We start from the raw sequence: 22,880 nt of genomic DNA on the forward strand, positions 1-22,880 counted from the left end.
CGGCGTCATTCAGTTCTGACCCCCTCGCGTTGCAGACGGTCCCGCAGGACCTCTATTTCGACCGTCAGGTCACTGTGGTCATCCAGCAGCAGCTTTTCATTTCGTGCGGTGAAGTTCCGTTCCAGATCGTCCAGCAGAACAAGGTAGTCGGTTTTGGCTTCGGCGTCCCGGCTGCGGGCATAGATATCGGCGAATTTGACCGAGGCATCCCGCGCGCCCATCAGATAGACGCCGAGATATTTTCGAGCGGCCGTCAGATCACGCGGATCATCCTCGACCGTGTTGATGAGCCTGCGGGCGGTTTCCTGAAACTGTTCCAGCCGGGTCATGACATCGCGGTCGCCTGCACGCAGCAGGGCATCGCGCATGGCTGCCAGGTGTTTGTCGGCCTCATCGACCACGCGCGCCACGCGGTCCTGCTGGAAGGTATCAATGCCTTCCATGCCTTTATCACTGAGCGGATCCGCGCCGAAAGCCGCGAGATGAAGCCCTGTCACGACCAGGCCGAAGAGCACGGCCGCCACCAGCCCGCTGCCATGGCTGACAGCGCCCAGACCGATGCCGGCACCCGCCAGCAAAGCGGCGAGGATCTTGCGCGGCAGCGCAGGGCGGCGCGCCACCTTGCGCGCATGCCATGAGGCTTCGGCCTGCAACCCACCGCGAAGAAGCCATGCGCCGAGGCTAAGGATCCCGGCACCGGCGACACCGGTCGCAAGCCCGAGCGCGCCGTTAAAAAGCGAGGTGAAAAGCAGGGCCACAGCGGGCAGGAACATCAGATTGGCCCGCGCGCCCACCGGATCGACACGCGCGCCGGAATAGGATCCGGCAGGGCGGTCAGTCCCGTCCGTGCTGCCGCCAGGGCTGTATTTTCCGCCAAAGCGCTGCGCCATGCGTCAGACCCCGCCCAGTAGTCCGGAGGCGATGCCGAGCATCACAAGCAGCAACGCCACATAGGCGGTTTTCTGAAATGTGGTCGGTGTCATGCTCTCTCCCTGCACGGCAACTCGGTTTAATATAAGTGCATTGGGGCACCCGCGCCAGTTCTCAATCGGTCCGGCCCGACATGCGGGCGCAATGCATCGCCCGACGGTACAGTTCGCAGGCACATGTATCAATCTGGTGCCGGCCGGCGCGCTTTCACAGGGGGAATTTCACCGCCCCCGCGTCACGTTTCGCGGCCTGTCAGCGTTTCGGACGGCGTGGCGCGCGGGTGTGCCGGACACCGGCGGGCCGTTTGCCGCCGGGTTTCGGGGCCGTCGCGCGGGTGGGAGGTGTGGGTTCTTCGTCGGGCAGACCCAGCTGGTCGCGCACGATTTTGCGGCGCACTTCTTCGACCTCGCCCGGCTTCAGGCTTTCGAGCCGGAAGGGGCCATAGCTGATGCGGATCAGCCGGTTCACGACGAGGCCCACATCGCCGAGCGCACGGCGGATTTCGCGGTTGCGGCCTTCGCGCAGCGACACGGTAAGCCAGGCGTTGGCCCCCTGCTGCCGGTCAAGGCTGACAGTCATTGGCTGAAATCTTTCGCCGTCCACGGTCACGCCCTGGCGCAGCGGCTCCAGCGTATCATCCGTGGGCCGGCCGTTCACCCGCACACGGTAACGTCGCAGCCAGCCCGTCGAGGGCAGCTCAAGCCGCCGCTTGACCGCGCCGTCGTTGGTCAGCAGCAGCAGACCCTCGGAATTGATATCGAGGCGTCCGATGCTCATCACCCGCGGCATATCTTCGGGCAGGCTGTCATAGATCGTCTCGCGGCCCTTTTCGTCGGCATCCGTACTCACGAGGCCCACCGGTTTATGATAGAGCCACAGGCGCGGTGGCTCAGGCGCCCCCACGGGCTTGCCGTCCACCTCGATTTTATCCGCTGCTGTTACGTTCAGCGCCGGAGAATCGATGACCTTGCCGTTCACAGAGACCCGGCCGATTGCGATCATGCGCTCGGCTTCGCGGCGGCTTGCGACGCCGGCGCGGCTCAGGACTTTGGCAATACGGTCGCCTTCGGGGGTTCTGGACGCGGTCATAGGGGCCGCATATCCTGTTCGGTGCTCTTGCGAAAGGGGCCGCTTTGGGGGACACCGGCACATGGTCTTTACGTCTTTCATGGAGCAGGCCCTCTCGGAGGCGCGCGCGGCGGCCAAACGTGACGAGGTGCCGGTGGGCGCCGTTGTCGCGGATGCGCAGGGTCGCGTCATCGCAGCGGCGGGCAACCGGACGCGGGAACTGAATGATCCTACAGCCCACGCAGAGGTGCTGGCCATCCGTGCGGCCTGCGCGGCGCTGGGATCAGAGCGGCTGACAGGATGCGACCTTTATGTGACGCTTGAGCCATGCCCGATGTGTGCGGCCGCCATTTCAACGGCCCGGATCGCGCGCCTTTATTACGGTGCGGATGATCCGAAGTCAGGCGGCGTGGGGCAGGGGCCGCGCATCTTTTCCCATCCGCAGTGCCATCATGCGCCGGAAGTCTATGACGGTATCGCCGCCGAAGAATCCGAAGTCATGCTGCGCGCGTTTTTTCTGCACCGCCGCTGACGGTGCCCTGACTGTACTGGCGGGTCCGGCGTTGGCCGCAGTGCATGCGCCCTGCGTCAGCTTTCCGCGCGGCTTTCCAGCCGGAAGGTTTTATGCATGCCGGAAAGCCCTTTCAGCGGCACCTCGACAGGGTCGGCAAAGGCGTAACCGGCGCTGCGCCACAGGAGCATCCGGGTGGCATCTGAGAGGCGGATTTCGCCAGGGGCTGCACTGGCAGCGATGCGGGCCGCCCTGTTCACGACAGTACCGAAAAAGTCGCCCTTGTCTTCGATGACTTCGCCGGTGTGAATGCCAACGCGCAGCTGTAAAGCAGGCTCCCTACTTTCTGAGAAACTGGATTATTGCCGGCTCAGGGCGGCATCCAGAGCAGCGCGCGCGGTTGAAAAAGTGGACGTTGTCCCGTCGCCCGGGGATTTGACCAGAGTGCCGCCGTGCCGCGTCACGGTATCCGTCACAATGTCCAGATGTTCATTGATTTTCAGCGTCCAGAGACGGTCGCCGACAATATCTGCCAGCGTCGAGCTGTCGACGACATCAGTGAGAATCACCGAGGCAAGACCCTCGCGACCGGCAGTCGCGAACCCGTCGCGGGCTGCAGCCATCAGCGCATCCGGCGCGCTGTGCTCGATCCCGATTTTCTCAAAGTCGGGCGTCGGGTTTGAAAGTTGGATCTGCACGATTTTCCAGGCACCTGTTTCAAGCGAGAAGATGAAGGTAATCCGGTATTACGACGTCACGCCGGTGTCGTGGAAATGAATGTCCGGGTGCCAGAAAGCACAGCCGGTGCTGCCCTGTTCAAAGGCTTCGGTACTCTGGTTGCGGCAACTGACATCAGGCACTTCGGCAAAGTGATCCGGCAGCCCCCGGCGCAATACGTCGCCGCTCCAGAGTTCGCCCGTCGCGGTGCCGACATAGCGCAGCGCGGCATCCCGCGAGAGCAGGTTTCCGACCGTATCCCGGTCACATGTGCGCACTGCTTCGTTCCAGCGCGTTACGATTGCCGCGATTTACGGCGAGGCGGTGATCACAGGGAAATGGGCTCCATCACCTGCGGCTCGATCACATCAACACCCGGCAGGCCCGCGATCAGGTCCTCTGCGGACTGTTCCAGAAGATCGAAGGTGCGGTAATGGCAGGGGATCACGGTTTTGAAATCGAAATAGCGTTTCGCGGCCCAGGCGGCGCCGGCCATATCCATGGTGAAATGCCCGCCTGCGCTCAGGATCCCGATGTCAGGTTTATAATACGCGCCGATCCAGTCCATGTCGGCCATGATGCCGGTGTCCCCGGAGACATAGATCGTGTGGCCCTCGCCCCGGATGATAAATCCGGCCTCGCGCCCGACAGGGGCATCGGGTGCGCCGCCCAGCGACGTGGAATGCAGCGCGGGCACGAGGCTCACAGAGACGCGGCCAAGCTCTACCGTGCCGCCCATGTTGAAGCCAACCGTACTGAGCCCGTCATTCCCTTCAAACCATGTCATCAGGTCATAAATGCCGACAGCGGGCGCGCCCAGGGATTTCGACAGCGGCACCAGATCAGTGATGTGATCGAAATGGGCATGGGTGATCAGGATATGCGTCGCACCCCGGGTGGCGGGCGCGTGCTGGGCGTCGGTAAGCATCGGGTTGCCGGTGAGCCAGGGGTCGAGAAGCAGAACCTGATCTTCGATTTCGATGCGAAAACTGCCGTGACCGAGCCAGATGATTTTCATTGAACCTCTCCCGTGATGCGATAGGTCGAGTGTAGTGCTGTTTTGCTGGATTGGGGACCCTTTGCCGGGAGGTTTTTTCGTCCTGCGAGACCCCCTGGGCCGGGGATATTCGGGCAGGGCGTGCAGAAAGGGGCGTTGAAGAGCATGGACTGGACACGGGCGGTGGATGCCTATTGCGAGCGGACGGGGCCGGAATACTGGTCAGAGCCCGTGAATGCGGTGACAAATCTTGCTTTTGTGCTCGCCGCGGCAGTGATGTGGCAGCGTGCGGCAGGGGTGCCGCTGGCACGCGCACTCTGTCTGGTTCTGGGGGGCATCGGGGTTGGCAGCTATCTTTTTCACACTCACGCTGAGGTCTGGGCGGGGGTGGCGGATGTTGTCCCGATCGGAATATTCATTCTGCTCTATCTCTATGCGATGAACCGGGATGCCTGGGGGATGGGGACCTCGACAGCACTTGTCGTGACCGCGCTGTTTATCCCCTACGCCATACTGCTGGTGCCGGTCTTTGACCTGATGCCCTGGCTCGGGTCTTCGGCAGGGTATGCGCCGGTGCCGCTCCTGATCCTGATCTATTCGATACTGCTGCGCCGGCGTCTGCCCGGGCTGGCGCGCGGGCTGGCGGTGGGCGCAGCGCTCCTGGTGGTCTCGCTGGCCTTTCGCACAGCCGATCTGCCGCTCTGTCCGCAGTGGCCTCTGGGCACGCACTTTGTCTGGCATCTGCTCAACGGCGTGATGCTGGGGTGGATGATTGCCATCTACCTGCGCTCCGGGCTTGGCAAGCGGCAGGCTGCGCGGTAAACGGCGCTCTGAGCTGAAGAGGAAACCTTTCGATGTCCATTGACGAGACAACAGCTGCGCGTGTCGCGAAACTGGCCCGGATCCGGGTCGAGCCTGAAGCCCTGCCGGCGCTGGCGGGCGAGTTCAACACCATCCTGGGTTTCATCGAGCAACTGGGCGAGGTTGATATCGAAGGGGTGGAGCCGATGACATCCGTGACCCCGCAGGTGCTGCCAAAGCGTGCCGATGAGGTGCGTGAAGGTGACCAGCAGGACAGAATTCTCGCCAATGCGCCCGACGCGCGCGAGGGGTTTTTCGCAGTACCGAAGGTGGTTGAGTGATGGGCGAACTGAACAAACTGGGGCTGGCAGAAGCGCGCGATGCGCTGCGGGCAGGCCAGACCACGTCAAAGGACCTCACAGAGGCCTGTCTTGCGGCGATCGAAGATGCGGGCGTGCTGAATGCTTTCGTGCACAAAACGCCTGAGCTGGCTCTGGAACGCGCGGCGGCGGCGGATGCGCGGCTGGCGGCAGGTGATGCGCCCGCGATGTGTGGTCTGCCTATCGGGATCAAAGATCTTTTCTGCACCAGAGGTGTGGCATCTCAGGCGGGCTCGCGGATCCTTCAGGGGTTTCTGCCGGAGTACGAATCCACCGTGAGCCAGAAGCTCGCAGACGCAGGCGCGGTCATGCTGGGCAAGCTCAACATGGATGAGTTCGCGATGGGCTCGTCGAATGAGACATCCGTTTACGGCAATGCCGTGAACCCGTGGCGGCGCAGCAATGACGACACGGCGCTGACGCCGGGCGGGTCTTCGGGTGGTTCCGCTTCGGCGGTGGCCGCAGATCTGTGCCTTGCCGCAACCGGCACGGATACAGGCGGATCCATCCGGCAACCGGCGGCCTTTACCGGCACGGTCGGGATCAAACCGACCTACGGGCGGTGCTCGCGCTGGGGGATCGTGGCTTTTGCATCCTCGCTCGATCAGGCCGGCCCGATGACCAAATCCGTGCGCGATGCTGCGATCATGCTCGAGGCGATGTGCGGGCACGACCCCAGAGACAGCACGTCCGCCGATATTCCCGTGCCCGATTTCGAGGCCGCACTGACCGGTGATATCCGCGGCAAAAAGATCGGCATCCCGAAAGAATACCGCATGGAAGGCATGCCGGGTGAGATCGAGGCCCTCTGGCAGGAGGGCATCGCGATGATGAAAGACGCCGGTGCCGAGATCGTCGATATCTCGCTGCCGCATACCAAATACGCGCTGCCTGCTTACTACGTTATTGCGCCGGCGGAGGCGTCCTCGAACCTCGCGCGCTATGACGGTGTGCGCTACGGCCACCGGGCAACGCTTGAGCAGGGCGACGGCATCACTCAGATGTATGAAAAGACCCGCGCCGAGGGTTTCGGGCCGGAAGTGCAGCGCCGTGTGATGATTGGCACCTATGTGCTCTCGGCGGGCTTTTATGACGCTTATTACAACCGTGCACGCAAAGTCCGGACCCTGATCAAACGCGATTTCGAAGAGGTGTTTGCTGCCGGAATTGACGCCATCCTGACGCCCGCAACGCCTTCGGCGGCCTTTGGCCTCGGGGAGATGACAGATGCCGACCCTGTGGCGATGTATCTCAACGACATATTCACAGTCACAGTTAACCTAGCCGGTCTGCCCGGAATTTCGGTGCCTGCGGGTCTGGATAAACAGGGGCTGCCGCTGGGTCTGCAACTCATCGGGCAACCCTGGGCAGAGGCCGACCTGCTTTCGGCGGCTTACCGCCTCGAGCAATCGGCGGGATTTGTGGCAAAGCCCGGAAAATGGTGGTAGCCTTCCGGGAAAACCAGAACACACAGGCCCTGATGATGCGCATCCGCTTAACCTTTGCACCCTTTCTGCTGGCCGGCCTTGCGGCCTGTGCCCAGCAAATTCCTGACAGTGCGCGGGGGGTCGGTTTTGATACCTACAGCATTCAGTCGCGAAACGCCGCGCTGGAATCCTCGACCACGAGGGTGCCTGACACAATAATTGCGCCGCCGGGCGGCACTGGTGCTCCGGGCCCCGTAACCGGCTATGAGCCCATAGCCGGCTCAGCCGAAGCGACGGCACTTGAAGCAACGCGGGTTCTCGATGCAACACGCCCCGGCGGGGCGCAGGGTGCGGCCCGGAACTCAGGCGTGGCCCCGTTGCAGGCGAGCCCGTCCAATCCTGCACCCGGTGCCGTGAACAATCCCGGCATCTCGGATGAAAATGACTTTGCCGCCGTGGCGGAACGTCAGACGATTGAAAGCGACGCAGCGCGGATCGAGCGGAACAAGGCGCAATACGAGGTTGTGGCACCCACAGCGCTGCCTGAGCGCACCGCCGGCGATCAGCCCAACGTGGTAGCCTTTGCGCTGCAGACGTCGCATCCGGTAGGCACAAAGGTTTATTCCCGCGCCGGTCTGAACGGCGCCGCACGGGCCGAGCGCAACTGCGCGAAATATGCTTCACCCGACCTGGCGCAGATCGAATTTCTGTCGCGCGGCGGGCCAGCGCGTGATCGCCTCGGACTTGATCCGGATGGTGACGGCTATGCCTGCAGATGGGATCCGAGACCGTTCCGCAAGGCCTCCAGCGGCTGATCTGCCGGGATGCACTCCCGTCCGTCACCGAACTGCGGTGCGCGCCGTAGCGGCCTGACACCCCACATCGTGGTTCTTCACTACACAGCGATGGCAGATGCTGCGGCGGCGCTCGACCGGCTCTGCGATCCGTCAGCGGAAGTATCAGCGCATTACCTCATCGACCGCTGGGGTGAGGTCACGCAGATGGTTGATGAAAAAGATCGCGCCTGGCACGCCGGTGCGGGCGAGTGGCGTGGTCTCGGAGATATAAATTCCCGCTCCGTCGGGATTGAGCTCGACAATACCGGCAGGCACCCGTTTCCTGAACCTCAGATGGCAGCACTTGAAGACCTCCTGACCGGCATACTTGCGCGGCACCCGATCGCGCCCGGGGATGTCATCGGCCACTCTGATATGGCGCCCGGACGCAAATCTGACCCCGGTCCGCGGTTCGACTGGGCCCGCCTGGCCCGCAGGGGACTTGCCGGTCCGGTGGTTCCGCCCGCCGACATGCCGCGGGATTTCCGCACGGCGGCGCGTGCGGCCGGCTTTACCGCCGATGTGGACGAGAAAACCCTGCTCACAGCAACCCGGCTTCGCTTTGCGCCCTGGCGGCAGGGGCCGGTATGTGACGCGGACTGCCGGCTCTGGTACGACGTCGGCAACGCTGCGCGGTGACAAAAGCGCCCGTGGGGGCCCTGCCACAGGATCAGCCCCATTGACTTGAGCCCGCTTTCAGCGCACGACCTGCAGCGCGCGGAAGGCCGGATGGCCGCGGTCCTGGCAACGGGGTCGAGGAAAGTCCGGACTCCCAGAAGTAACGGTGCCGGGTAACGCCCGGGCGGGGTAACCCGACGGAAAGCGCCACAGAAAAGAAACCGCCTTGTCACCCGGTCGGGCAACCGAAACCAGTGGCGGGTAAGGGTGAAACGGTGGGGTAAGAGCCCACCGCGCGACTGGCAACAGAAGCGGCACGGCAAGCCCCACCGGGAGCAATGCCAAATAGGGATCGCGTGCCGACCGGCAACGGAAGGCGGGGCCGCTTTTGCCCCAGCAGATCCGGGTTGGCAGCTGTAGCCATACGGGCAATCGTATGGTCAGAGGAATGGTCATCGAACCGGGGCAACCCGGGGAACAGAATCCGGCTTACAGGCCTTCCGCGCATATTCATGGCCCTGCGGGACAGGGCGCCAGGTCCCGCGTGCATACGGGGCCGTGCCCGGTGTCTGCACCGTCTGTGCCCGGACGTTTCAAAATCATGCCGCGACGGTCGTTGCGCCCCCGGGAAAGTCGGGTGGACCCTGAACAAAAAGCGCTGCAAAGCGGTGACAGCTTAACCCGGCGCGAGCTCCCTCGCGGGCGCTGCGATCTCGGGCAGACAGGGGCCGGATCACACCAGCGCGCCGGTAGGAGCTTTTGCAGTTGACTCGCGCGGGCATCCGGTTAAAAGCCGGGTTTCAGGATTTATGCGCCCCCTCACCGGAGGGCGCGCGCAGCAGGAGACTTAACATGGCTAAGCCAACCACCATTAAAATTCGTCTGAACTCCTCGGCGGGGACAGGCCATTTCTACGTGACCAAGAAAAACGCCCGCACCATGACCGAGAAGATGGTTGTTCGTAAGTATGACCCGGTTGCGCGCAAGCACGTCGAATACAAAGAAGGCAAGATCAAGTAAGACTGCCTTCGATTGCGTTTCAGGGCCGTATCCTTCTGGGTGCGGCCTTTTTCGTTGCACCGTACCGGCCTCAGGGACGGCGCGGGACCTTGCCCCGATACCGCGCGACGAGGTCCGGCGCGACCTCACTGCCATCCACGAGGCCAAGCAGAACGCCGGTATCATTGCCGCCTGCGCGCTGCGCCCTGATCTCATCCTCAGAGACGGTCAGCCGCTGTGACATGCGCAGCCCCCAGGCGTGCAGCTTTTCATACATCTGTGCTCTGGCCGTCGCACAGGCCGGATCTGCTCCGAGGTCTCTGAGCTCATCAGGATCATTGCGCAGATCAAAGAGCATGGGCCGGTACCCGGCAGCACAGTGGACAAGTTTCCAGTCGTGATCGGCCACCATAAAAAGCCTTGCATCACGCGGCGGCGCTTCCAGTGTGGTACCGACCGGATGTTTGGAATAATCGTATTCGCTGATCACAAAGTCACGTGCATCATCAGGTGTCTGTCCCCCAAGATACGGCACCAGTGACCGGCCCTCGACGATATGATCCGGTATTGTCGCGCCTGCGGCGTCAATGATCGTTGCGGTCACGTCAATGGATTCCACCAGCGCGTCACAGGTGGTGCCCCGGGTCGGGTCCGCGCTCTCCCGCGGGTCACAGATAATGAGCGGCACCTTTACTGAAGGCGCGTGAAAGAGATCTTTTTCGCCCAGCCAGTGATCGCCCAGATAATCCCCGTGGTCCGATGTCAGAATGATCATCGTGTCCTCCATGCGCCCGCTCTCTTCCAGCCAGTCAAAGAGCCGCCCCATCTGATCATCGCATTGCCGGATCAGACCCATATAGGCGGGGATGACTTTGTCGCGCACATCATCGCGCCGGAAGCTTCGCCCGATGATGGTGTCGGTAAAGGCCTGATAGAGAGGATGCGGATCGGAAAGTTCACAAGGATCGCGCGTTGCCGGTACGACGTCCGCCGGACCATACATATCGTGATAGGGCGCTGGCACGATATAGGGCCAGTGTGGCTTGATATAGCTCAGATGCGCACACCAGGGTCCTTCTGCCTGAGCAATGAAGTCTATCGTCTGCGTGGTGAGCCAGGGGGTCTCGCTGTCTTCTTCACGGATATTCGCGGGCCGGTCTGCGTTCTTCATGAACCAGCCGCTGGCGATGATGTCGTCATCCGCCGCGGCATTTGCGAAATCGGCCCAGGGGTTGTCGCCGCCGTACCCCCGGCTCTTCAGGTATTCGTTATAGGGGCTGCGCGCGTTGTCATAGGGGCCACCTGGTCCTTCGGCCCAGAGCCCGTCATCGCGGCACCAGATGTCAAACCCGCACTCGGCCTGGCGTGCGCCGATTACGCTGTCGGGTGTCAGGCCAAGCCGCGCCATTCCTGCTTTGTCTGCCCGCATGTGCGTTTTGCCGATCAGCCAGCAGCCGGTGCCGTGCGCGCGCATGTGATCGCCCAGGGTGGGCTCGCCAACCTTCAGCGGCACACCGTTCCACTGTGCGCCGTGCGAGCTGACATAGCGCCCGGTATAGGCGCTCATCCGGGCGGCGCCGCAGACGGGGGACTGTGTATATGCGTTGGTGAAACGGACGCCCTTGCGGGCCAGGCGGTCGATGTTGGGTGTCTGCAGGGTCGGATGGCCGGCGCAGCTCAGATAATCGAACCGCAGCTGGTCAAACATAATCCACAGAATGTTCACGGTTATCCCCTTTTAACTCCGGTCATTGATGACCTCTGCCAGGAGTTTGTCGAGACCCGGCGCGTGCAGCGCGCATAAAAAAACCCGCCGGCTCCTGTGAGCCGGCGGGCTGTTCTCGGGTCTCGGAAACCGGATTATTCGCGGTTGCCGAAGAGCTGCAGCAGCATCATGAACATGTTGATAAAGTTCAGATAGAGGCTGAGAGCGCCCATGATACCGGACTTGCGCAGCCATTCCTGGTCACCGTGGTGGGCGTGCGCGAGGTAGGTGTTTTTGATGTTCTGCGTGTCATAGGCTGTGAGCCCTGCAAAGATCAGGACACCGATCGCGGAGACCGCGAACATGATCGCCGGCGAGCCGATGAAAAGGTTCACGATGGACGCCGCGATGATACCGATAAGGCCCATGAACAGGAAGCTGCCCCAGCCGGAGATATCTTTTTTCGTGGTGTAACCCCAGAGCGACAGACCGGCGAATGCGATCGACGTTACAAGGAATATCTGTGCGATTGAGTACCCTGTGAACACAAGGAAGATCGAGCTGATAGACACGCCCATCACTGCTGCAAAGACGTAAAAAACGGTCTGTGCTGTGGCAGCGGACATCCGGTTAAGGCCGGCGGTGAAGCCGAATACGAAGATCAGCGGCGCGAACATCACCAGCCATTTCAGAGGCGAGGTATAAAGTGCGGCACCAAGACTTGTCAGATACTGATCAGGGCCGATCTGCGCTGCTGCCAGCGCCGGATCGGTTGTCACCGCCAGGCCGGAAATAGCCCAGGCAGCGGCAAATGTGATCAGCATGCCCACGGACATTGTGCCGTAGACTTTATTCATATGGGTGCGCAGACCCTCATCAATCTGGGCGGCGCGGGATCCGGCCGCGGACCGGATTGTATTCACGTCAGCCATATTAAGACCTCCAATAATCTCAACAGACGCGTCAGACCTTCTGCGCGTTCTCCGAATGAATATCGGGTTCAACGGTGGCTATTTCAAGGCTTTTCGCTCAGGAATACGCCGGATTGCGCAGAAATGGTTAACCCGTGGTCCGTTCCTGCGCATCCGGCGCCCGCAGGGCGGTCAGATTAAAGGTTTTTCCAGCTTGCGGGCACATCCCAGACGGTGAGGCGTGCCTCTTTCCGTGCAGCCTTTTCAGAGACGCCGATATCGTGCAGCGCTGCCGTATCGAGACGGGCAAGCGCGCGGCGCGAGCGCCACAGGTCAAGACGGGTGCGCAGCGAGGTTCCGCTGCGGGTGTGGCGGACGGGGCGGGTCATTGTATCGATCAGGGACATGGGAGGATTTCCTTTCCGATTGTGTGATGGTTTAAAACTCTTTCATCATTTTGTTTGATATATCTGGCATCACGTGGTTCATTTTTAAAACGAATGTTTGTTGCGCTAATCATCACGGATGCTGATATGAGAAATCTTGACGTTACGACCCTGCGGTCTTTTGTGGCGGTGGCGGACGCCGGCGGCGTGACCCGCGCTGCCGGTTTTCTGCATCTCACACAGTCAGCGGTCTCCATGCAGCTCAAACGGCTGGAAGAAATCCTGAATGTCGATCTCCTCGACAGGTCCGGACGCACGATTGCACTGACAGCATCGGGAGAGCAGCTGCTGGTCTATGCCCGGCGTATGGTTGCGCTGAACGACGAGGTGATCAGCCGTCTGACCGATCAGGAATACGAAGGCGAAATCGTGCTCGGCGTACCGCATGACATCGTCTATCCGGCCATTCCTCAGGTTCTTAAACAGTTCAACACAGCTTTTCCGCGGATGCGTGTGCATCTGGTCTCGTCTTACACACGGGCGCTCAAAGATCAGTTTGGCAAGGGCGAATGCGATCTGATCCTGACGACAGAGACCTCTGCGGATCCGGGGTCTGAGACGCTCTGCCACAAACCTCTGCGCTGGATCGGGGCGCCGGGCGGAACGGCATGGCGGCACACGCCGTTGCGTCTGGCCTTTGGCCGGCAGTGCACTTTCCGCCCCCGGGTTATCGAAGCGCTGGATACTGCAGGAATCCCCTGGAGCGTCATCGTCGAAACGGAAAGTGACAGAACGATTGAGGCCACCGTGAGTGCCGATCTGGCAGTTCATACGATGATCGAAGGGACCGAGCCGCCGCATCTGGAACGGATTGACCACAACGGAACGTTGCCGGATCTGCCTGAACAGATGATTAATCTTTATGGTGCGCAGTCCGGCAAGGGCCTCGTACATGACACGCTGGCCGGATTTCTGCGCCGGGCGTTCGCCGGATCTGAAGGTGCGAAGTTGCGCGCTGTGAATGCCTGAGGATTGCTCATTGTTCTCTGAATCCGGGTTCGCGCGCGGAAAGATCTGCAGGCGATTATGATTGAATAATCATTCAGAAGAGGGTTCCGGGGCCCAATCGATATGTGCGTTTCCGCAGCCATACGTCAGCAAAATCGCACAACTTACGTAAGGTTGCCTTAAGAACTCAGTATTATTACGGACACAACCATCAAGTGTGCGAAAAGAAACGATAATCAGTTATTGGGAGGAGATAACCGACAGTCTGAAGGTGCCGCAAACGCTGTTAGTGAGACAAAAACAGTTATTTCTTTACCACAGAACCGGGCGGAACCGGTTTCCGAAACACGGCAACCTTCGGGTGAGTTCATGGATTTTTATTGATCCGGGAAGGCTTTTCAATATGATCTTCAATTGTAACAAGTATGTGGCGGGGCCGTTGTTTACGGCGATGATCTGCCGCCCCGGCCCGGTGTTATCCGGCCAGAAACAGGGAAAACCGAATGGCACATGCCGTAGATGTACATGTAGGTAAGCGTATCCGTCAGCGCCGCTGGCTGGTGGGGATGACACAGCAGAAACTCGCGGAATGTGTCGGTATCAAATTCCAGCAAATTCAGAAATATGAAACCGGTGCCAACCGGGTGAGCGCGTCCCGGCTCTGGGATATCGCCGATGCACTTGAAGTGGATGTCGCCTTCTTCTTTGAAGGTCTCAAATCAGGTGCACCCGAAAGCCGTGAAGCGGATACCGTGCCGGTTGATATGATGGGCGACAAAGAGGCGATGGATCTTGTCCGCTCGTACTACGCCATTCCTGAAAACCAGCGCCGACGTCTCTTTGAACTGGCCCGGGTTCTGAGCGACGTCGCCTGAGACGCCGCTAACGCTGCGCTTGAGGCTTGCAGGGTTCGGGCGCGGATGCCAAGTATCGGTGTATGACATCAGCCGGCAAGACTGTTCACGACCTTAAAGAGACAGACCGCATAGCACAGCTGCTTGCTGATGCTGCGCGGGATACGATCCTGCCGTTCTTTCGCAAAAGCGGACTGGCATCCGATAACAAGCTTGCCGGCGGGTTTGATCCCGTCACCGAAGCAGATCGGGCGGCAGAGCGCGCCATGCGGGATATTCTCGCGCGCGAATGTCCGGACGACGCAATCCTTGGTGAGGAATACGGCACATCTTCCGGCACAAGCGGTCTGACCTGGGTCCTTGATCCGATCGACGGCACCCGCGGGTTCATCAGCGGTACACCAACGTGGGGCGTTCTGATCGCCTGCTCGGATGAAAATGGTCCCTTTTACGGCCTGATTGACCAGCCCTATATCGGTGAGCGGTTTACCGGCACCGGCGGGGTGGCGCAGATGACGGGCCCGCAGGGGTCAGCCAGTCTGCGCACCCTCGCGCCGCGCGATCTGTCACAGGCAATCGTCTTTACAACCTTTCCGGAGGTCGGCACCGAAGACGACGGGGCAGCATTCCGCGCGGTGGCAGGTCAGGCCCGGCTCGCGCGGTATGGTATGGACTGCTATGCCTATGCACTTCTCGCGGCGGGTCAGATTGATCTTGTGATCGAGGCCGGCCTTGCCCCCTATGATATTCAGGCGCCTGTTGCACTCATTACGGCGGCGGGTGGTATGGTCACGGACTGGCAGGGCGGTCCGGCCCATAACGGGGGCCGGGCGCTCGCCGCGGCGAACCATCAGATCCACGCCGAAGCTCTGGCCATTCTGAAAGAGGCACTCTCGTGAACGGTCTGATCCTGCGCGGTGCAGCGCATCTTGTCACCATGGATGCCACCCGCCGCGTTCTGCAGAACGCCGACCTGGTGATCCGTGACGGGGTAGTCGCAGACATCGGCCCGGAAAACGCGGGCGGTCTGCCTGTCGTCGATGTTTCGGGCTGCGTTGTGACACCGGGCCTCGTGAACACGCACCACCATCTTTATCAGACGCTGACAAGGGCCGTGCCGGCGGGCCAGAACGCGCTGCTTTTCGGCTGGTTGCAGGCGCTCTATCCGATCTGGGCGAAGTTTACGCCGGAGCATTTTTTCACCTCGGCTCAGGTCGGGATGGCCGAACTTGCGCTTTCGGGATGCACGCTGACCTCCGATCATCTGTACCTTTACCCAAACGGGGCCCGTCTTGATGATACGATCCACGCAGCGGCGGAAACCGGCCTGAGATTTCAGCCGACACGCGGGGCAATGAGCATCGGTGTCTCTGCCGGCGGCCTGCCGCCCGATGATCTGGTAGAAACAGAAGCTGCTGTGCTTGACGACTGTGTCCGCGTCATTGACGCCTTTCACGATCCGTCGCCCGGGTCGATGTGCCGGGTCGGGGTCGCGCCCTGTTCGCCCTTCTCGGTGAGCCGGGAACTGATGCGGGATGCCGCCCTGCTGGCGCGCGACAAGGGCGTGATGATGCACACGCATCTTGCTGAAAACGAGGAGGATATTGCTTATTCGCTGGCGCAGTTCGGATGTCGGCCGGGACAATATGCCGAAGAACTGGGCTGGGTCGGACCGGACGTCTGGCATGCCCATTGTGTGCGTCTGGATCCCGAAGAGATAGCGCTTTTCGCGCGCACGGGCACCGGTGTGGCGCATTGCCCATGCTCCAACTGCCGGCTCGGGAGCGGTATTGCGCCGGTGCGCGCCATGCGCGATGCGGGCGTGCCCGTTGGCCTCGGCGTTGACGGGTCGGCCAGCAATGACGCGGGCAATCTTGTCGCCGAAGCCCGTCAGGCGATGTTGCTGCAGCGCGTGGCGCGCGGCGCGGACGCCATGAGCCCCGGCGAAGCGCTGGAGATTGCAACACGCGGCGGTGCCGATATCCTCGGTCGCCCGGAGTGCGGCCGGCTTGAGGTTGGCTCCCGTGCGGATATTGCCGTCTGGGATGTCTCCGGTATCGAAAGCGCGGGCAGCTGGGATCCGGCGGCACTGCTGCTGGCCGGGCCGGTCACGGTGCGGGATCTCTTCGTCGAAGGACGCGAGGTCGTGCGCGACGGTCAGCTGAAGACACTTGACCTAGGGGCGCTGGTGCGCAGACAAAACAGCATGGCGCGCAACCTGCAGGAGGCTCTGTGAAACCCGTAGCGACACTTCTCATTCTGCTGTTGTCTGCACAGTCGCTGTGGGCCGGTGAAGAGGCTGTGCGGGTGCTCAACCAGTTCCGCGCTGACCAGGGTCGGGCTGCGGTCGGCTGGTCGGAGAGACTGGAACAGGCCGCAGCGGGCCATGCGCGCGACATGCTGGAAAACGGATTTTTCAGCCACACCGGCAGTGACGGATCGGACATCGGCCAGCGGGTTGCCCGCACCGGATACAAATGGTGCTACATCGCTGAAAACATCGCACGGGGGCAGCGCAGCCTTTATGAGGTGATGGACAGGTGGGCGGCCTCTTCTGGCCACCGGCGCAATATGCTGCTTCGCGACGTCCGGGAGTTCGCGCTGGTCGAAGGACCTGGTCGGATCTGGGTTATGGTGCTGGCGCAGCCCTGCTAGATCAGCGCTCTGAACGGCGCATCCCGCCGGTCCAGACGTCAGCGATTGCGCGGTCATCTCCCATCATCAGCGTCGGAAAAACCGCTTCCCAGATACCTTCTGCCCGGGCATGGCGCTGCGCGATTGCTGGTGTCGACGCGAGGTCAAGCACCGTGAGATCAGCCTCAAGACCCGGAGCGATCCGTCCGATATGATCATCAAGATGCAGGCTTCGTGCAGACCCTGCCGTGGCCAGCCACAAAAGCTGCGCCGGGTGCAGCGCTGTGCCGCGCAGCTGTGCAATCTCGTATGTCGCGGCCATCGTGCGCAGCATCGAAAACGACGACCCGCCTCCGGTATCGGTTGCCATCCCGAGCGGTATTCCGCGCGCCGCGAGGCCTGCGACATCCATCATCCCCGAACCGATGAAGGTGTTGGAGGTCGGGCAATGCACAAGTGCAGCGCCGGCCCCGGCAATCCGGTCAGTTTCGCGCGTTTCCAGATGGATGGCGTGGCCATAGACACCGCGCGCACCAAGCAGCCCGTGGGCCTCATAAGTGTCCAGATAATCGCGCGCCTGTGGAAAGAGGCCCTTTACCCAGTCAACCTCTGCGGGTTGCTCTGAAAGATGCGTCTGCATCAGGCAGTCCGGATGCTCCGCCCAGAGCGCACCAAGCGCTGAGAGCTGTTCCGGTGTCGACGTGGGCGAAAACCTTGGCGTGATCGCATAGCCGAGACGTCCCCTGCCATGCCACTTTTCAATCAGCGCCTTACTGTCGTCATATGCCGACTGTGCGGTATCCTGAAGATCCGGCGGCGCGTTGCGGTCCATACAGGTCTTGCCGGCCACCGCGCGCAGCCCGCGCGCCAGTGCGGCCTCGAAAAACGCGTCCACGCTGTGCGGATGGATGGTGCAGTAGGATGCAACGGTGGTGGTGCCGTGTCCCAGTGAAAGATCAAGGTATCCCTCTGCGGTCTGACGTGCGAACTCCGGGTCGCTCAGCCGCATCTCTTCGGGAAAAGTATAAGTATTCAGCCAGTCGATGAGCTGTTTGCCCCAGCTCGCGATGATGGCGGTCTGCGGGTAATGCACATGCGCGTCGATAAACCCCGGGCAGATAAGGTGCCCGCCGTAGTCCGTCACCCGGGCATCCGGATGGCGGGCGCGCAGGTCATCGGCTTCACCGACCTCGGCGATCTTTCCGTCGCGCAGCAGCACGCCACCCCGGGTATTAACCGAAATAACCTCGTCATACGGGGCGAGAAACGGGTTTCCGGATGTGCCGAAGGTCATTCCCAGAAGGAGATCGGTGCTGCTCATGGCTCCTTTTTAGGCGCAGGCAGAGGTCAGGGCAACGTCAGAACGGGGGACCATTGTATCCGTCATGCCCGGCCCCTATGGTCTGGCAAAAGAGGAGGCGCGGCATGTCGGACGAGACCGGGCAGATCGAAGCGGAGGTGGAAGACGAAGCCTATCTGCTGGGTCCCAAAGCCATCGCAGCCATCCTTTATGCTGTTGATATCGAGGACCGCGAAAAGCTCATTGAGCTGATGGAGCCGCTGCATGCGGCCGACATCGCTGACCTGCTTGAACAGATAAACGCCTTTGACCGGACGCGGCTTATCCGCCTTTACGACCGGGAGTTCGACGGTGAGATTCTGTCAGAACTTGATGAGGCAATCCGCGAAGAGGTCATTGCTGTTCTGACGCCGCAGGTGCTGAACCAGGCGATCCGCGACATGGACAGCGACGATGTTGTCGACCTTGTCGAGGATCTTGAGGGCGACCAGCAGGAGGCCATTCTAGAAGCGCTTGAAGATGCCGATCGGGTCGCGGTGCGTCAGGCCCTGGGCTATCCGGAGTATTCAGCCGGACGTCTGATGCAGCGTGAAGTCGTCATGGCGCCCGAGCACTGGACGGTGGGCGAGGCAATCGATTTTCTGCGCGCAACACCGGAAGAAGAGCTGCCCGACCAGTTTTATCACATCGTCATCGTTGACCCGCGCCTGCACCCGGTGGGCAATGTGACCCTTGGCAAGCTGATGCGTTCCAAAAGAGCCACAAAGCTGATGGATCTGAAGGAAGAAACCTTTCGCGTCATACCCGCGATGCAGGAAGAATCCGATGTCGCTTATGCGTTCAACCAGTATCACCTCATTTCTGCTCCTGTCGTTGACGACGAGGGCAGGCTGATCGGTGTGATCACAATCGATGACGCGATGGCCGTGCTGGATGAAGAGCATGAAGAAGATATCCTGCGTCTGGCCGGCGTCGGCGAGGGCTCTTTGTCGGACCGCGTGGTGGACACAACAAAACAGCGCCTGCCCTGGCTTGCGGTCAATCTGGTCACGGCGATTGCCGCCTCGCTGGTGATCGCGCAGTTTGAAGTGGCGCTCGCGCAGATTGTGGCGCTTGCCGTTCTGATGCCGATCGTGGCCTCAATGGGGGGCAATGCCGGCACCCAGTCGCTGACAGTGGCGGTGCGCGCGATTGCGACCAAGGACCTGACCGGTGCCAACGTCTGGCGGGTGATCCGGCGGGAAGTTCTGGTTGGGCTGATCAACGGACTGATTTTTGCGGTGATCATGGGTATCGTCGGCTTTATCTGGTTCGGCTCGCCGCAACTGGGCTATGTCATTGCCACGGCGATGGTGATCAATCTTGTGGTGGCAGGGCTCGCCGGTACGGTCATCCCGGTCATACTGGAGCGTGTAGGCGTCGATCCGGCACTGGCCTCGGGGGCCTTTGTGACGACGGTGACGGATGTGGTCGGCTTTTTTGCCTTCCTCGGGCTGGCGGTCCTGGTGCTGCTGTGACGTCGGATATGGCCGCGATCAAAGCCGCCGCGCGAAAGGACGGATTTGCCCGCCGCAAGGCGGCCCATGCGGTCGATCCCGGCACGGGGGCTGCGCGCCTTTCCGAACTGCTTGCCGGTTTTCGTGGCGTGCCTCTGGCCGGATATATGGCGATCCGGACAGAAATTGATCCGGGACCCGCGATGGAAGAAGCCTGCGCGCATGGCCTGGTCGGGGTGCCGGTGATCACCGGGGCAGGCGAGCCGCTGCTCTTTGCCCGCTGGGAGCCGGATACTGTGATGACCGAGGGTACCTTCGGGGCTTTGGTCCCTGCAGACTGCGATTATTTCGAGCCCGAAATCCTTATCGTGCCACTTGTCGCATTCGATCTGCACGGCGGGCGTCTGGGCTATGGCGGCGGGTTCTATGACCGGACGCTTGAGCAGCTGCGCGCGCGCCGGGCGACACTGGCGGTCGGATTTGCCTATGGTGCACAGCAGGCCGGGAGCCTGCCGCTGGAGTCAACGGACCAGCCGCTTGATCTGATTGTTACCGAGCAGGACGTAATTGATCTGCGGGGTTAATCAGCGGCATCTTTTTCAAACTCTGCAAACTGCTCGGACCAGTCCGGATGCCAGCGCGACAGGGCAGGCCGGTTTTCGGTGATATCACCCGCAGACCAGAGCACCCGGCGCGCATCAACTGCCGGCGTCACGCTGTTGTCGGGGCAAAGGACGTAGAAATCTCCATCCCCGATCCGGTCAAAAAGCCAGTCCACGCATTGCTCGCTGGTCCAGGCCGCGGGCGGCTTTTCCGGCATTATTTCCGCAATCATCCCGGTATAGGTAAAGCCCGGCACAAAAAGATGCACATTCACCGGTGCGCCTTCTTCGCGCAGTTCATGCGCAAGCTGCTCGGTCAGCACCTTTACCGCGGCCTTGCTGACGTTATAAGCCGGATTTCCGGGCGGGGTGGTGATCCCCTGTTTGGAGCCTGTGTTGATTATTGTGGCGGGACGGCCGGCTGCGATCATGCGGGGTACAAAGGCCTGCACACCGTTCAGGATACCGTAGAAATTTACGTCGATAATCTGCCGCCAGGCGTCGGTGATATCGAGCGTGCTGCTGGGCTGCGCAATGCCTGCGTTATTCATCAGCACGGCGACAGGCCCCATTGAGAAAGCCTGATCGGCGAGGGCTTTGAGATCGTCAGCACGGGCAACATCTGTCACGGCGGTTTCAACCCGCCCGCCCGGCGAGCGCAGCGAGGCGGCGGCTTTGTCCAGTGCATCCGCGCTGATATCAGCGAGCAGCAGGTCAAACCCGCGTTGTGCCAGATACCGGGCCGCCGCAAGGCCCACGCCGCTTGCACCGCCGGTGACGACGGCCACGCCGCCCGTGTCTGCAATCTGCTTCCAGGTCATATGTCTCTCCCTGTTCCACCGGCCGGACCGGCCCGGTTCTTCTGTTGGTGATATGCCGCGACCGGTTTCAGCATCTTTTCCCTTGCCGTGGATGCCTGGCCGCCCTACCCATCCTCTTCATGAAAATTCTGTTCCTTGGTGATGTGATGGGGCGCGCGGGCCGCCGCGCCGTGTGTGAAAATCTGGCACGCCTGCGCGATGCGTGGAAGCTCGACTTTATCGTTGTGAACGCGGAAAACGCAACATCGGGCATGGGGCTGTCGGCCGCGCATGCGCAGACACTGCTGGAGGCCGGTGCCGATTGTCTGACGCTCGGGGATCATGCCTTTGATCAGAAAGACATGCTCAGGTTCATCGAACAGGAGCCACGCATCATCCGGCCGCTGAACTTTTCAAAGGCAGCACCCGGCAAGGGCGCGCGGCTTTTTTCCGCACGTAACGGCCGCAAGGTACTGGTGGCTCAGGCGCTGGGTCAGGTGTTTATGAAAAGGCCCTTTGATGATCCGTTCTCGGCGCTGGAGCCGGTGCTGAAATCGCATCCGCCCGGCGGGCTGGCCCATGCCATTCTGGTCGATTTTCACTGTGAAGCGACATCGGAAAAGATGGCGATGGGTCACTTCTGCGACGGGCGTGCGAGCCTTGTTGTGGGCACCCATACCCATGTGCCCACGGCGGATGCGATGATTCTGGCGCGGGGCACCGGCTATCTGACGGATGCCGGGATGTGCGGCGACTATAACTCGGTGATCGGCATGGAAAAACAGGAGCCGTTGCGGCGTTTTCTGACCGGGATGCCCAAGGAGCGTTTTACGCCCGCAACCGGTGATGCCACTCTCTCCGGCGTCTATGTCGAAACTGACGACCGGACCGGTATGGCGACGCGGATCGCGATGGTGCGCGACGGAGGACTTCTGCAGGCCGCGGCCCCGTGACAGGCCGCAGCCGTCGGGAAGCTGCGTTCTTCATCGCCGTGCTCATTGTCATGGGGGCGGGCTGGGGGATCACTCTGCCGCTGACCAAGATCGCAGTGTCCACCGGGTATCAGCATTTCGGCCTGATTTTCTGGCAGCTGGTGATCGGCGCGGTGCTGATGTCGGTGATCGGACTGATCCGTGGCACAAAGCTCCCCGTGACGCGCCCGCAGCTTGCCATCTGCCTGATGGTGCTGATGATCGGAACGGTGCTGCCAAATACGACCTCATACCAGGCGGCTGTACATCTGCCGTCGGGGATCCTGTCGCTGCTGCTTTCGATGGTGCCGATGCTGGCCTTTCCGATCGCACTGGCGATGGGGCTTGACCGGTTTTCCTGGCCGCGCCTTGCGGGTCTGAGCCTGGGGCTTGTCGGTGTGCTGATGATTGCCGTGCCCGGCGCACAGGCCATGAACCTGTCGGTTTTCTGGATCGTCGTCGCGCTGATTGCCAGTCTCTGTTATGGCCTCGAAGGCAACCTGGTGGCCAGGTTCGGCACCGCCGGTCTTGATGCTTTTCAGGTGCTCTATGGTGCCTCGCTGATGGGGGCGGTGATGATGCTGCCTGTGGCCGTCCTGACCGGACAGTGGATACCGCCCGGCGCAGCGCTCACCCCGGAAGGGCAGGCGCTGATTGCGGGGTCTGCGATCCACGTGCTGGTTTATGCCGGATACGTCTGGATGGTGGGTCGTGCGGGTCCGGTCTTTACGGTGCAGGTCAGCTATCTGGTGACCGGGTTTGGCGTTTTCTGGGCGAAGCTGATCCTTGATGAGACGTATTCGCCCGGGATCTGGGCAGCGATGGCACTTATGTTTGCGGGAATCTGGCTGGTACAGCCGCGTCGCAAAAGCGATCTTGTGGCTGACGGATAATAACGCAAGAGTGGGACGTGTGCGCATATCCTTCAG

General features: G+C 61.5%; 26 protein-coding genes, 1 other RNA gene and 1 pseudogene. 17 read left to right on the top strand and 11 right to left on the bottom strand.

The window, feature by feature from the left end:
- Nucleotides 1–5: 5 nt before the first annotated feature.
- Both G3256_RS04290 and G3256_RS04295 read right to left on the bottom strand, forming a co-directional pair.
- Nucleotides 6–890, bottom strand: a complete 885-nt coding sequence (locus tag G3256_RS04290; RefSeq protein ID WP_169639651.1) for a 5-bromo-4-chloroindolyl phosphate hydrolysis family protein — start codon at nucleotides 888–890, stop codon at nucleotides 6–8.
- A 292-nt stretch (nucleotides 891–1,182) separates the two neighbouring features.
- Nucleotides 1,183–2,019 (bottom strand): pseudouridine synthase, encoded by an 837-nt coding sequence (locus G3256_RS04295; RefSeq protein WP_169639652.1) that lies wholly within the window; start codon nucleotides 2,017–2,019, stop codon nucleotides 1,183–1,185.
- 61 nt (nucleotides 2,020–2,080) lie between these two features.
- Between G3256_RS04295 and G3256_RS04300 the strand changes: the two genes are divergently transcribed.
- Entirely contained in the window at nucleotides 2,081–2,530 is a 450-nt protein-coding gene (locus G3256_RS04300) for a nucleoside deaminase (RefSeq protein WP_169639653.1), read from the top strand.
- A 56-nt stretch (nucleotides 2,531–2,586) separates the two neighbouring features.
- On the opposite strand, the pseudogene G3256_RS04305 reads toward G3256_RS04300, so the two are convergent.
- The 4 genes and pseudogenes from G3256_RS04305 to G3256_RS04320 form a co-directional block, all read right to left on the bottom strand.
- Nucleotides 2,587–2,850 (bottom strand): annotated as a pseudogene (locus G3256_RS04305) (adenylate/guanylate cyclase domain-containing protein); the annotation flags it as partial.
- A gap of 18 nt (nucleotides 2,851–2,868) precedes the next feature.
- Entirely contained in the window at nucleotides 2,869–3,207 is a 339-nt protein-coding gene (locus G3256_RS04310; protein ID WP_169639654.1) for a hypothetical protein, read from the bottom strand.
- A gap of 48 nt (nucleotides 3,208–3,255) precedes the next feature.
- Nucleotides 3,256–3,537 carry a nuclear transport factor 2 family protein gene (locus tag G3256_RS04315; protein ID WP_343044391.1) on the bottom strand — a complete coding sequence of 94 codons (282 nt, stop codon included), beginning with the start codon at nucleotides 3,535–3,537 and terminating at the stop codon, nucleotides 3,256–3,258.
- A 17-nt stretch (nucleotides 3,538–3,554) separates the two neighbouring features.
- Nucleotides 3,555–4,244 carry a metal-dependent hydrolase gene (locus tag G3256_RS04320; RefSeq protein WP_169639656.1) on the bottom strand — a complete coding sequence of 230 codons (690 nt, stop codon included), beginning with the start codon at nucleotides 4,242–4,244 and terminating at the stop codon, nucleotides 3,555–3,557.
- Nucleotides 4,245–4,388: 144 nt separating this feature from the next.
- On the opposite strand from G3256_RS04320, the gene G3256_RS04325 reads away from it, so the two are divergent.
- The 7 genes from G3256_RS04325 to rpmG all read left to right on the top strand — a co-directional run bounded on the left by G3256_RS04325 (nucleotide 4,389) and on the right by rpmG (nucleotide 9,305).
- The gene (locus G3256_RS04325) at nucleotides 4,389–5,045 is read left to right on the top strand and encodes a ceramidase domain-containing protein (protein ID WP_169639657.1); all 657 of its coding nucleotides are present in this window, start codon (nucleotides 4,389–4,391) and stop codon (nucleotides 5,043–5,045) included.
- Between the two features lie 32 nt (nucleotides 5,046–5,077).
- Nucleotides 5,078–5,365 (top strand): Asp-tRNA(Asn)/Glu-tRNA(Gln) amidotransferase subunit GatC, encoded by a 288-nt coding sequence (gene gatC, locus G3256_RS04330; protein ID WP_169639658.1) that lies wholly within the window; start codon nucleotides 5,078–5,080, stop codon nucleotides 5,363–5,365.
- Nucleotides 5,365–6,852, top strand: coding sequence for an Asp-tRNA(Asn)/Glu-tRNA(Gln) amidotransferase subunit GatA (gene gatA, locus G3256_RS04335; protein ID WP_169639659.1), 1,488 nt, complete (start codon nucleotides 5,365–5,367; stop codon nucleotides 6,850–6,852). Before gatC ends, gatA begins: the two co-directional genes overlap by 1 nt.
- Nucleotides 6,843–7,646 carry a hypothetical protein gene (locus G3256_RS04340; RefSeq protein WP_246227772.1) on the top strand — a complete coding sequence of 268 codons (804 nt, stop codon included), beginning with the start codon at nucleotides 6,843–6,845 and terminating at the stop codon, nucleotides 7,644–7,646. Before gatA ends, G3256_RS04340 begins: the two co-directional genes overlap by 10 nt.
- A 9-nt stretch (nucleotides 7,647–7,655) precedes the next feature.
- Nucleotides 7,656–8,306: an N-acetylmuramoyl-L-alanine amidase gene (locus tag G3256_RS04345; protein ID WP_169639660.1), complete on the top strand. Its 651-nt coding sequence runs from the start codon at nucleotides 7,656–7,658 to the stop codon at nucleotides 8,304–8,306.
- A 78-nt stretch (nucleotides 8,307–8,384) separates the two neighbouring features.
- Nucleotides 8,385–8,793, top strand: an RNA gene (gene rnpB / locus G3256_RS04350) — RNase P RNA component class A.
- Nucleotides 8,794–9,137: 344 nt separating this feature from the next.
- Nucleotides 9,138–9,305 (top strand): 50S ribosomal protein L33, encoded by a 168-nt coding sequence (gene rpmG, locus G3256_RS04355; RefSeq protein ID WP_011454349.1) that lies wholly within the window; start codon nucleotides 9,138–9,140, stop codon nucleotides 9,303–9,305.
- Nucleotides 9,306–9,375: 70 nt separating this feature from the next.
- Here rpmG and G3256_RS04360 read toward each other — a convergent pair whose 3' ends face one another.
- The 3 genes from G3256_RS04360 to G3256_RS04370 all read right to left on the bottom strand — a co-directional run bounded on the left by G3256_RS04360 (nucleotide 9,376) and on the right by G3256_RS04370 (nucleotide 12,307).
- Nucleotides 9,376–11,010 (bottom strand): sulfatase-like hydrolase/transferase, encoded by a 1,635-nt coding sequence (locus tag G3256_RS04360; protein WP_206040793.1) that lies wholly within the window; start codon nucleotides 11,008–11,010, stop codon nucleotides 9,376–9,378.
- Between the two features lie 134 nt (nucleotides 11,011–11,144).
- Nucleotides 11,145–11,921, bottom strand: coding sequence for a Bax inhibitor-1/YccA family protein (locus G3256_RS04365; RefSeq protein ID WP_169639661.1), 777 nt, complete (start codon nucleotides 11,919–11,921; stop codon nucleotides 11,145–11,147).
- 176 nt (nucleotides 11,922–12,097) lie between these two features.
- Nucleotides 12,098–12,307 carry a DUF1127 domain-containing protein gene (locus G3256_RS04370; RefSeq protein ID WP_169639662.1) on the bottom strand — a complete coding sequence of 70 codons (210 nt, stop codon included), beginning with the start codon at nucleotides 12,305–12,307 and terminating at the stop codon, nucleotides 12,098–12,100.
- Between the two features lie 126 nt (nucleotides 12,308–12,433).
- On the opposite strand from G3256_RS04370, the gene G3256_RS04375 reads away from it, so the two are divergent.
- The 5 genes from G3256_RS04375 (at nucleotide 12,434) to G3256_RS04395 (ending at nucleotide 16,803) form a co-directional block, all read left to right on the top strand.
- Entirely contained in the window at nucleotides 12,434–13,315 is an 882-nt protein-coding gene (locus tag G3256_RS04375; RefSeq protein ID WP_169639663.1) for a LysR family transcriptional regulator, read from the top strand.
- Nucleotides 13,316–13,797: 482 nt separating this feature from the next.
- Complete coding sequence (locus G3256_RS04380) at nucleotides 13,798–14,169, top strand: helix-turn-helix domain-containing protein (protein ID WP_169639664.1); 372 nt, start codon at nucleotides 13,798–13,800, stop codon at nucleotides 14,167–14,169.
- Between the two features lie 62 nt (nucleotides 14,170–14,231).
- Nucleotides 14,232–15,047, top strand: coding sequence for a histidinol-phosphatase (hisN, locus tag G3256_RS04385; protein WP_169639665.1), 816 nt, complete (start codon nucleotides 14,232–14,234; stop codon nucleotides 15,045–15,047).
- Between the two features lie 38 nt (nucleotides 15,048–15,085).
- On the top strand, nucleotides 15,086–16,384 hold the full coding sequence (locus G3256_RS04390) for an 8-oxoguanine deaminase (protein ID WP_425501552.1): 1,299 nt from the start codon (nucleotides 15,086–15,088) through the stop codon (nucleotides 16,382–16,384).
- Complete coding sequence (locus tag G3256_RS04395; RefSeq protein ID WP_246227773.1) at nucleotides 16,381–16,803, top strand: CAP domain-containing protein; 423 nt, start codon at nucleotides 16,381–16,383, stop codon at nucleotides 16,801–16,803. Before G3256_RS04390 ends, G3256_RS04395 begins: the two co-directional genes overlap by 4 nt.
- Before the next feature lies 1 nt (nucleotide 16,804).
- On the opposite strand, the gene guaD is transcribed toward G3256_RS04395, so the two are convergent.
- Nucleotides 16,805–18,103 carry a guanine deaminase gene (guaD, locus tag G3256_RS04400; protein WP_169639667.1) on the bottom strand — a complete coding sequence of 433 codons (1,299 nt, stop codon included), beginning with the start codon at nucleotides 18,101–18,103 and terminating at the stop codon, nucleotides 16,805–16,807.
- 104 nt (nucleotides 18,104–18,207) lie between these two features.
- On the opposite strand from guaD, the gene mgtE reads away from it, so the two are divergent.
- Together mgtE and G3256_RS04410 are read left to right on the top strand one after the other, a co-directional pair.
- Nucleotides 18,208–19,599 (top strand): magnesium transporter, encoded by a 1,392-nt coding sequence (gene mgtE, locus G3256_RS04405; RefSeq protein ID WP_169639668.1) that lies wholly within the window; start codon nucleotides 18,208–18,210, stop codon nucleotides 19,597–19,599.
- Between the two features lie 8 nt (nucleotides 19,600–19,607).
- Complete coding sequence (locus G3256_RS04410) at nucleotides 19,608–20,162, top strand: 5-formyltetrahydrofolate cyclo-ligase (protein ID WP_169642322.1); 555 nt, start codon at nucleotides 19,608–19,610, stop codon at nucleotides 20,160–20,162.
- Here the strand turns inward: G3256_RS04410 and G3256_RS04415 are convergent.
- Nucleotides 20,159–21,001 (bottom strand): SDR family NAD(P)-dependent oxidoreductase, encoded by an 843-nt coding sequence (locus G3256_RS04415; RefSeq protein ID WP_169639669.1) that lies wholly within the window; start codon nucleotides 20,999–21,001, stop codon nucleotides 20,159–20,161. The genes G3256_RS04410 and G3256_RS04415 overlap by 4 nt on opposite strands.
- Before the next feature lie 119 nt (nucleotides 21,002–21,120).
- Between G3256_RS04415 and G3256_RS04420 the strand changes: the two genes are divergently transcribed.
- Together G3256_RS04420 and G3256_RS04425 are read left to right on the top strand one after the other, a co-directional pair.
- Entirely contained in the window at nucleotides 21,121–21,933 is an 813-nt protein-coding gene (locus G3256_RS04420; protein ID WP_169639670.1) for a TIGR00282 family metallophosphoesterase, read from the top strand.
- A complete protein-coding gene (locus G3256_RS04425; RefSeq protein ID WP_246227775.1) occupies nucleotides 21,930–22,844 on the top strand; it encodes a DMT family transporter in 915 nt (304 codons plus the stop codon). Before G3256_RS04420 ends, G3256_RS04425 begins: the two co-directional genes overlap by 4 nt.
- Nucleotides 22,845–22,880: the final 36 nt, after the last annotated feature.

Source organism: Roseobacter ponti, from assembly GCF_012932215.1.
Taxonomy (GTDB): domain Bacteria; phylum Pseudomonadota; class Alphaproteobacteria; order Rhodobacterales; family Rhodobacteraceae; genus Roseobacter; species Roseobacter ponti.

Excerpts from the sequence above, each read along its gene's own strand:
- G3256_RS04290 (WP_169639651.1), bottom strand. The coding sequence starts at position 890 with ATGGCGCAGCGCTTTGGCGGAAAATACAGCCCTGGCGGCAGCACGGAC.
- G3256_RS04295 (WP_169639652.1), bottom strand. The coding sequence starts at position 2,019 with ATGACCGCGTCCAGAACCCCCGAAGGCGACCGTATTGCCAAAGTCCTG.
- G3256_RS04300 (WP_169639653.1), top strand. The coding sequence starts at position 2,081 with ATGGTCTTTACGTCTTTCATGGAGCAGGCCCTCTCGGAGGCGCGCGCG.
- G3256_RS04320 (WP_169639656.1), bottom strand. The coding sequence starts at position 4,244 with ATGAAAATCATCTGGCTCGGTCACGGCAGTTTTCGCATCGAAATCGAA.
- G3256_RS04325 (WP_169639657.1), top strand. The coding sequence starts at position 4,389 with ATGGACTGGACACGGGCGGTGGATGCCTATTGCGAGCGGACGGGGCCG.
- gatC (WP_169639658.1), top strand. The coding sequence starts at position 5,078 with ATGTCCATTGACGAGACAACAGCTGCGCGTGTCGCGAAACTGGCCCGG.
- gatA (WP_169639659.1), top strand. The coding sequence starts at position 5,365 with ATGGGCGAACTGAACAAACTGGGGCTGGCAGAAGCGCGCGATGCGCTG.
- G3256_RS04340 (WP_246227772.1), top strand. The coding sequence starts at position 6,843 with ATGGTGGTAGCCTTCCGGGAAAACCAGAACACACAGGCCCTGATGATG.
- G3256_RS04345 (WP_169639660.1), top strand. The coding sequence starts at position 7,656 with ATGCACTCCCGTCCGTCACCGAACTGCGGTGCGCGCCGTAGCGGCCTG.
- rpmG (WP_011454349.1), top strand. The coding sequence starts at position 9,138 with ATGGCTAAGCCAACCACCATTAAAATTCGTCTGAACTCCTCGGCGGGG.
- G3256_RS04365 (WP_169639661.1), bottom strand. The coding sequence starts at position 11,921 with ATGGCTGACGTGAATACAATCCGGTCCGCGGCCGGATCCCGCGCCGCC.
- G3256_RS04370 (WP_169639662.1), bottom strand. The coding sequence starts at position 12,307 with ATGTCCCTGATCGATACAATGACCCGCCCCGTCCGCCACACCCGCAGC.
- G3256_RS04375 (WP_169639663.1), top strand. The coding sequence starts at position 12,434 with ATGAGAAATCTTGACGTTACGACCCTGCGGTCTTTTGTGGCGGTGGCG.
- G3256_RS04380 (WP_169639664.1), top strand. The coding sequence starts at position 13,798 with ATGGCACATGCCGTAGATGTACATGTAGGTAAGCGTATCCGTCAGCGC.
- hisN (WP_169639665.1), top strand. The coding sequence starts at position 14,232 with ATGACATCAGCCGGCAAGACTGTTCACGACCTTAAAGAGACAGACCGC.
- G3256_RS04390 (WP_425501552.1), top strand. The coding sequence starts at position 15,086 with ATGGATGCCACCCGCCGCGTTCTGCAGAACGCCGACCTGGTGATCCGT.
- guaD (WP_169639667.1), bottom strand. The coding sequence starts at position 18,103 with ATGAGCAGCACCGATCTCCTTCTGGGAATGACCTTCGGCACATCCGGA.
- mgtE (WP_169639668.1), top strand. The coding sequence starts at position 18,208 with ATGTCGGACGAGACCGGGCAGATCGAAGCGGAGGTGGAAGACGAAGCC.
- G3256_RS04410 (WP_169642322.1), top strand. The coding sequence starts at position 19,608 with ATGGCCGCGATCAAAGCCGCCGCGCGAAAGGACGGATTTGCCCGCCGC.
- G3256_RS04415 (WP_169639669.1), bottom strand. The coding sequence starts at position 21,001 with ATGACCTGGAAGCAGATTGCAGACACGGGCGGCGTGGCCGTCGTCACC.
- G3256_RS04420 (WP_169639670.1), top strand. The coding sequence starts at position 21,121 with ATGAAAATTCTGTTCCTTGGTGATGTGATGGGGCGCGCGGGCCGCCGC.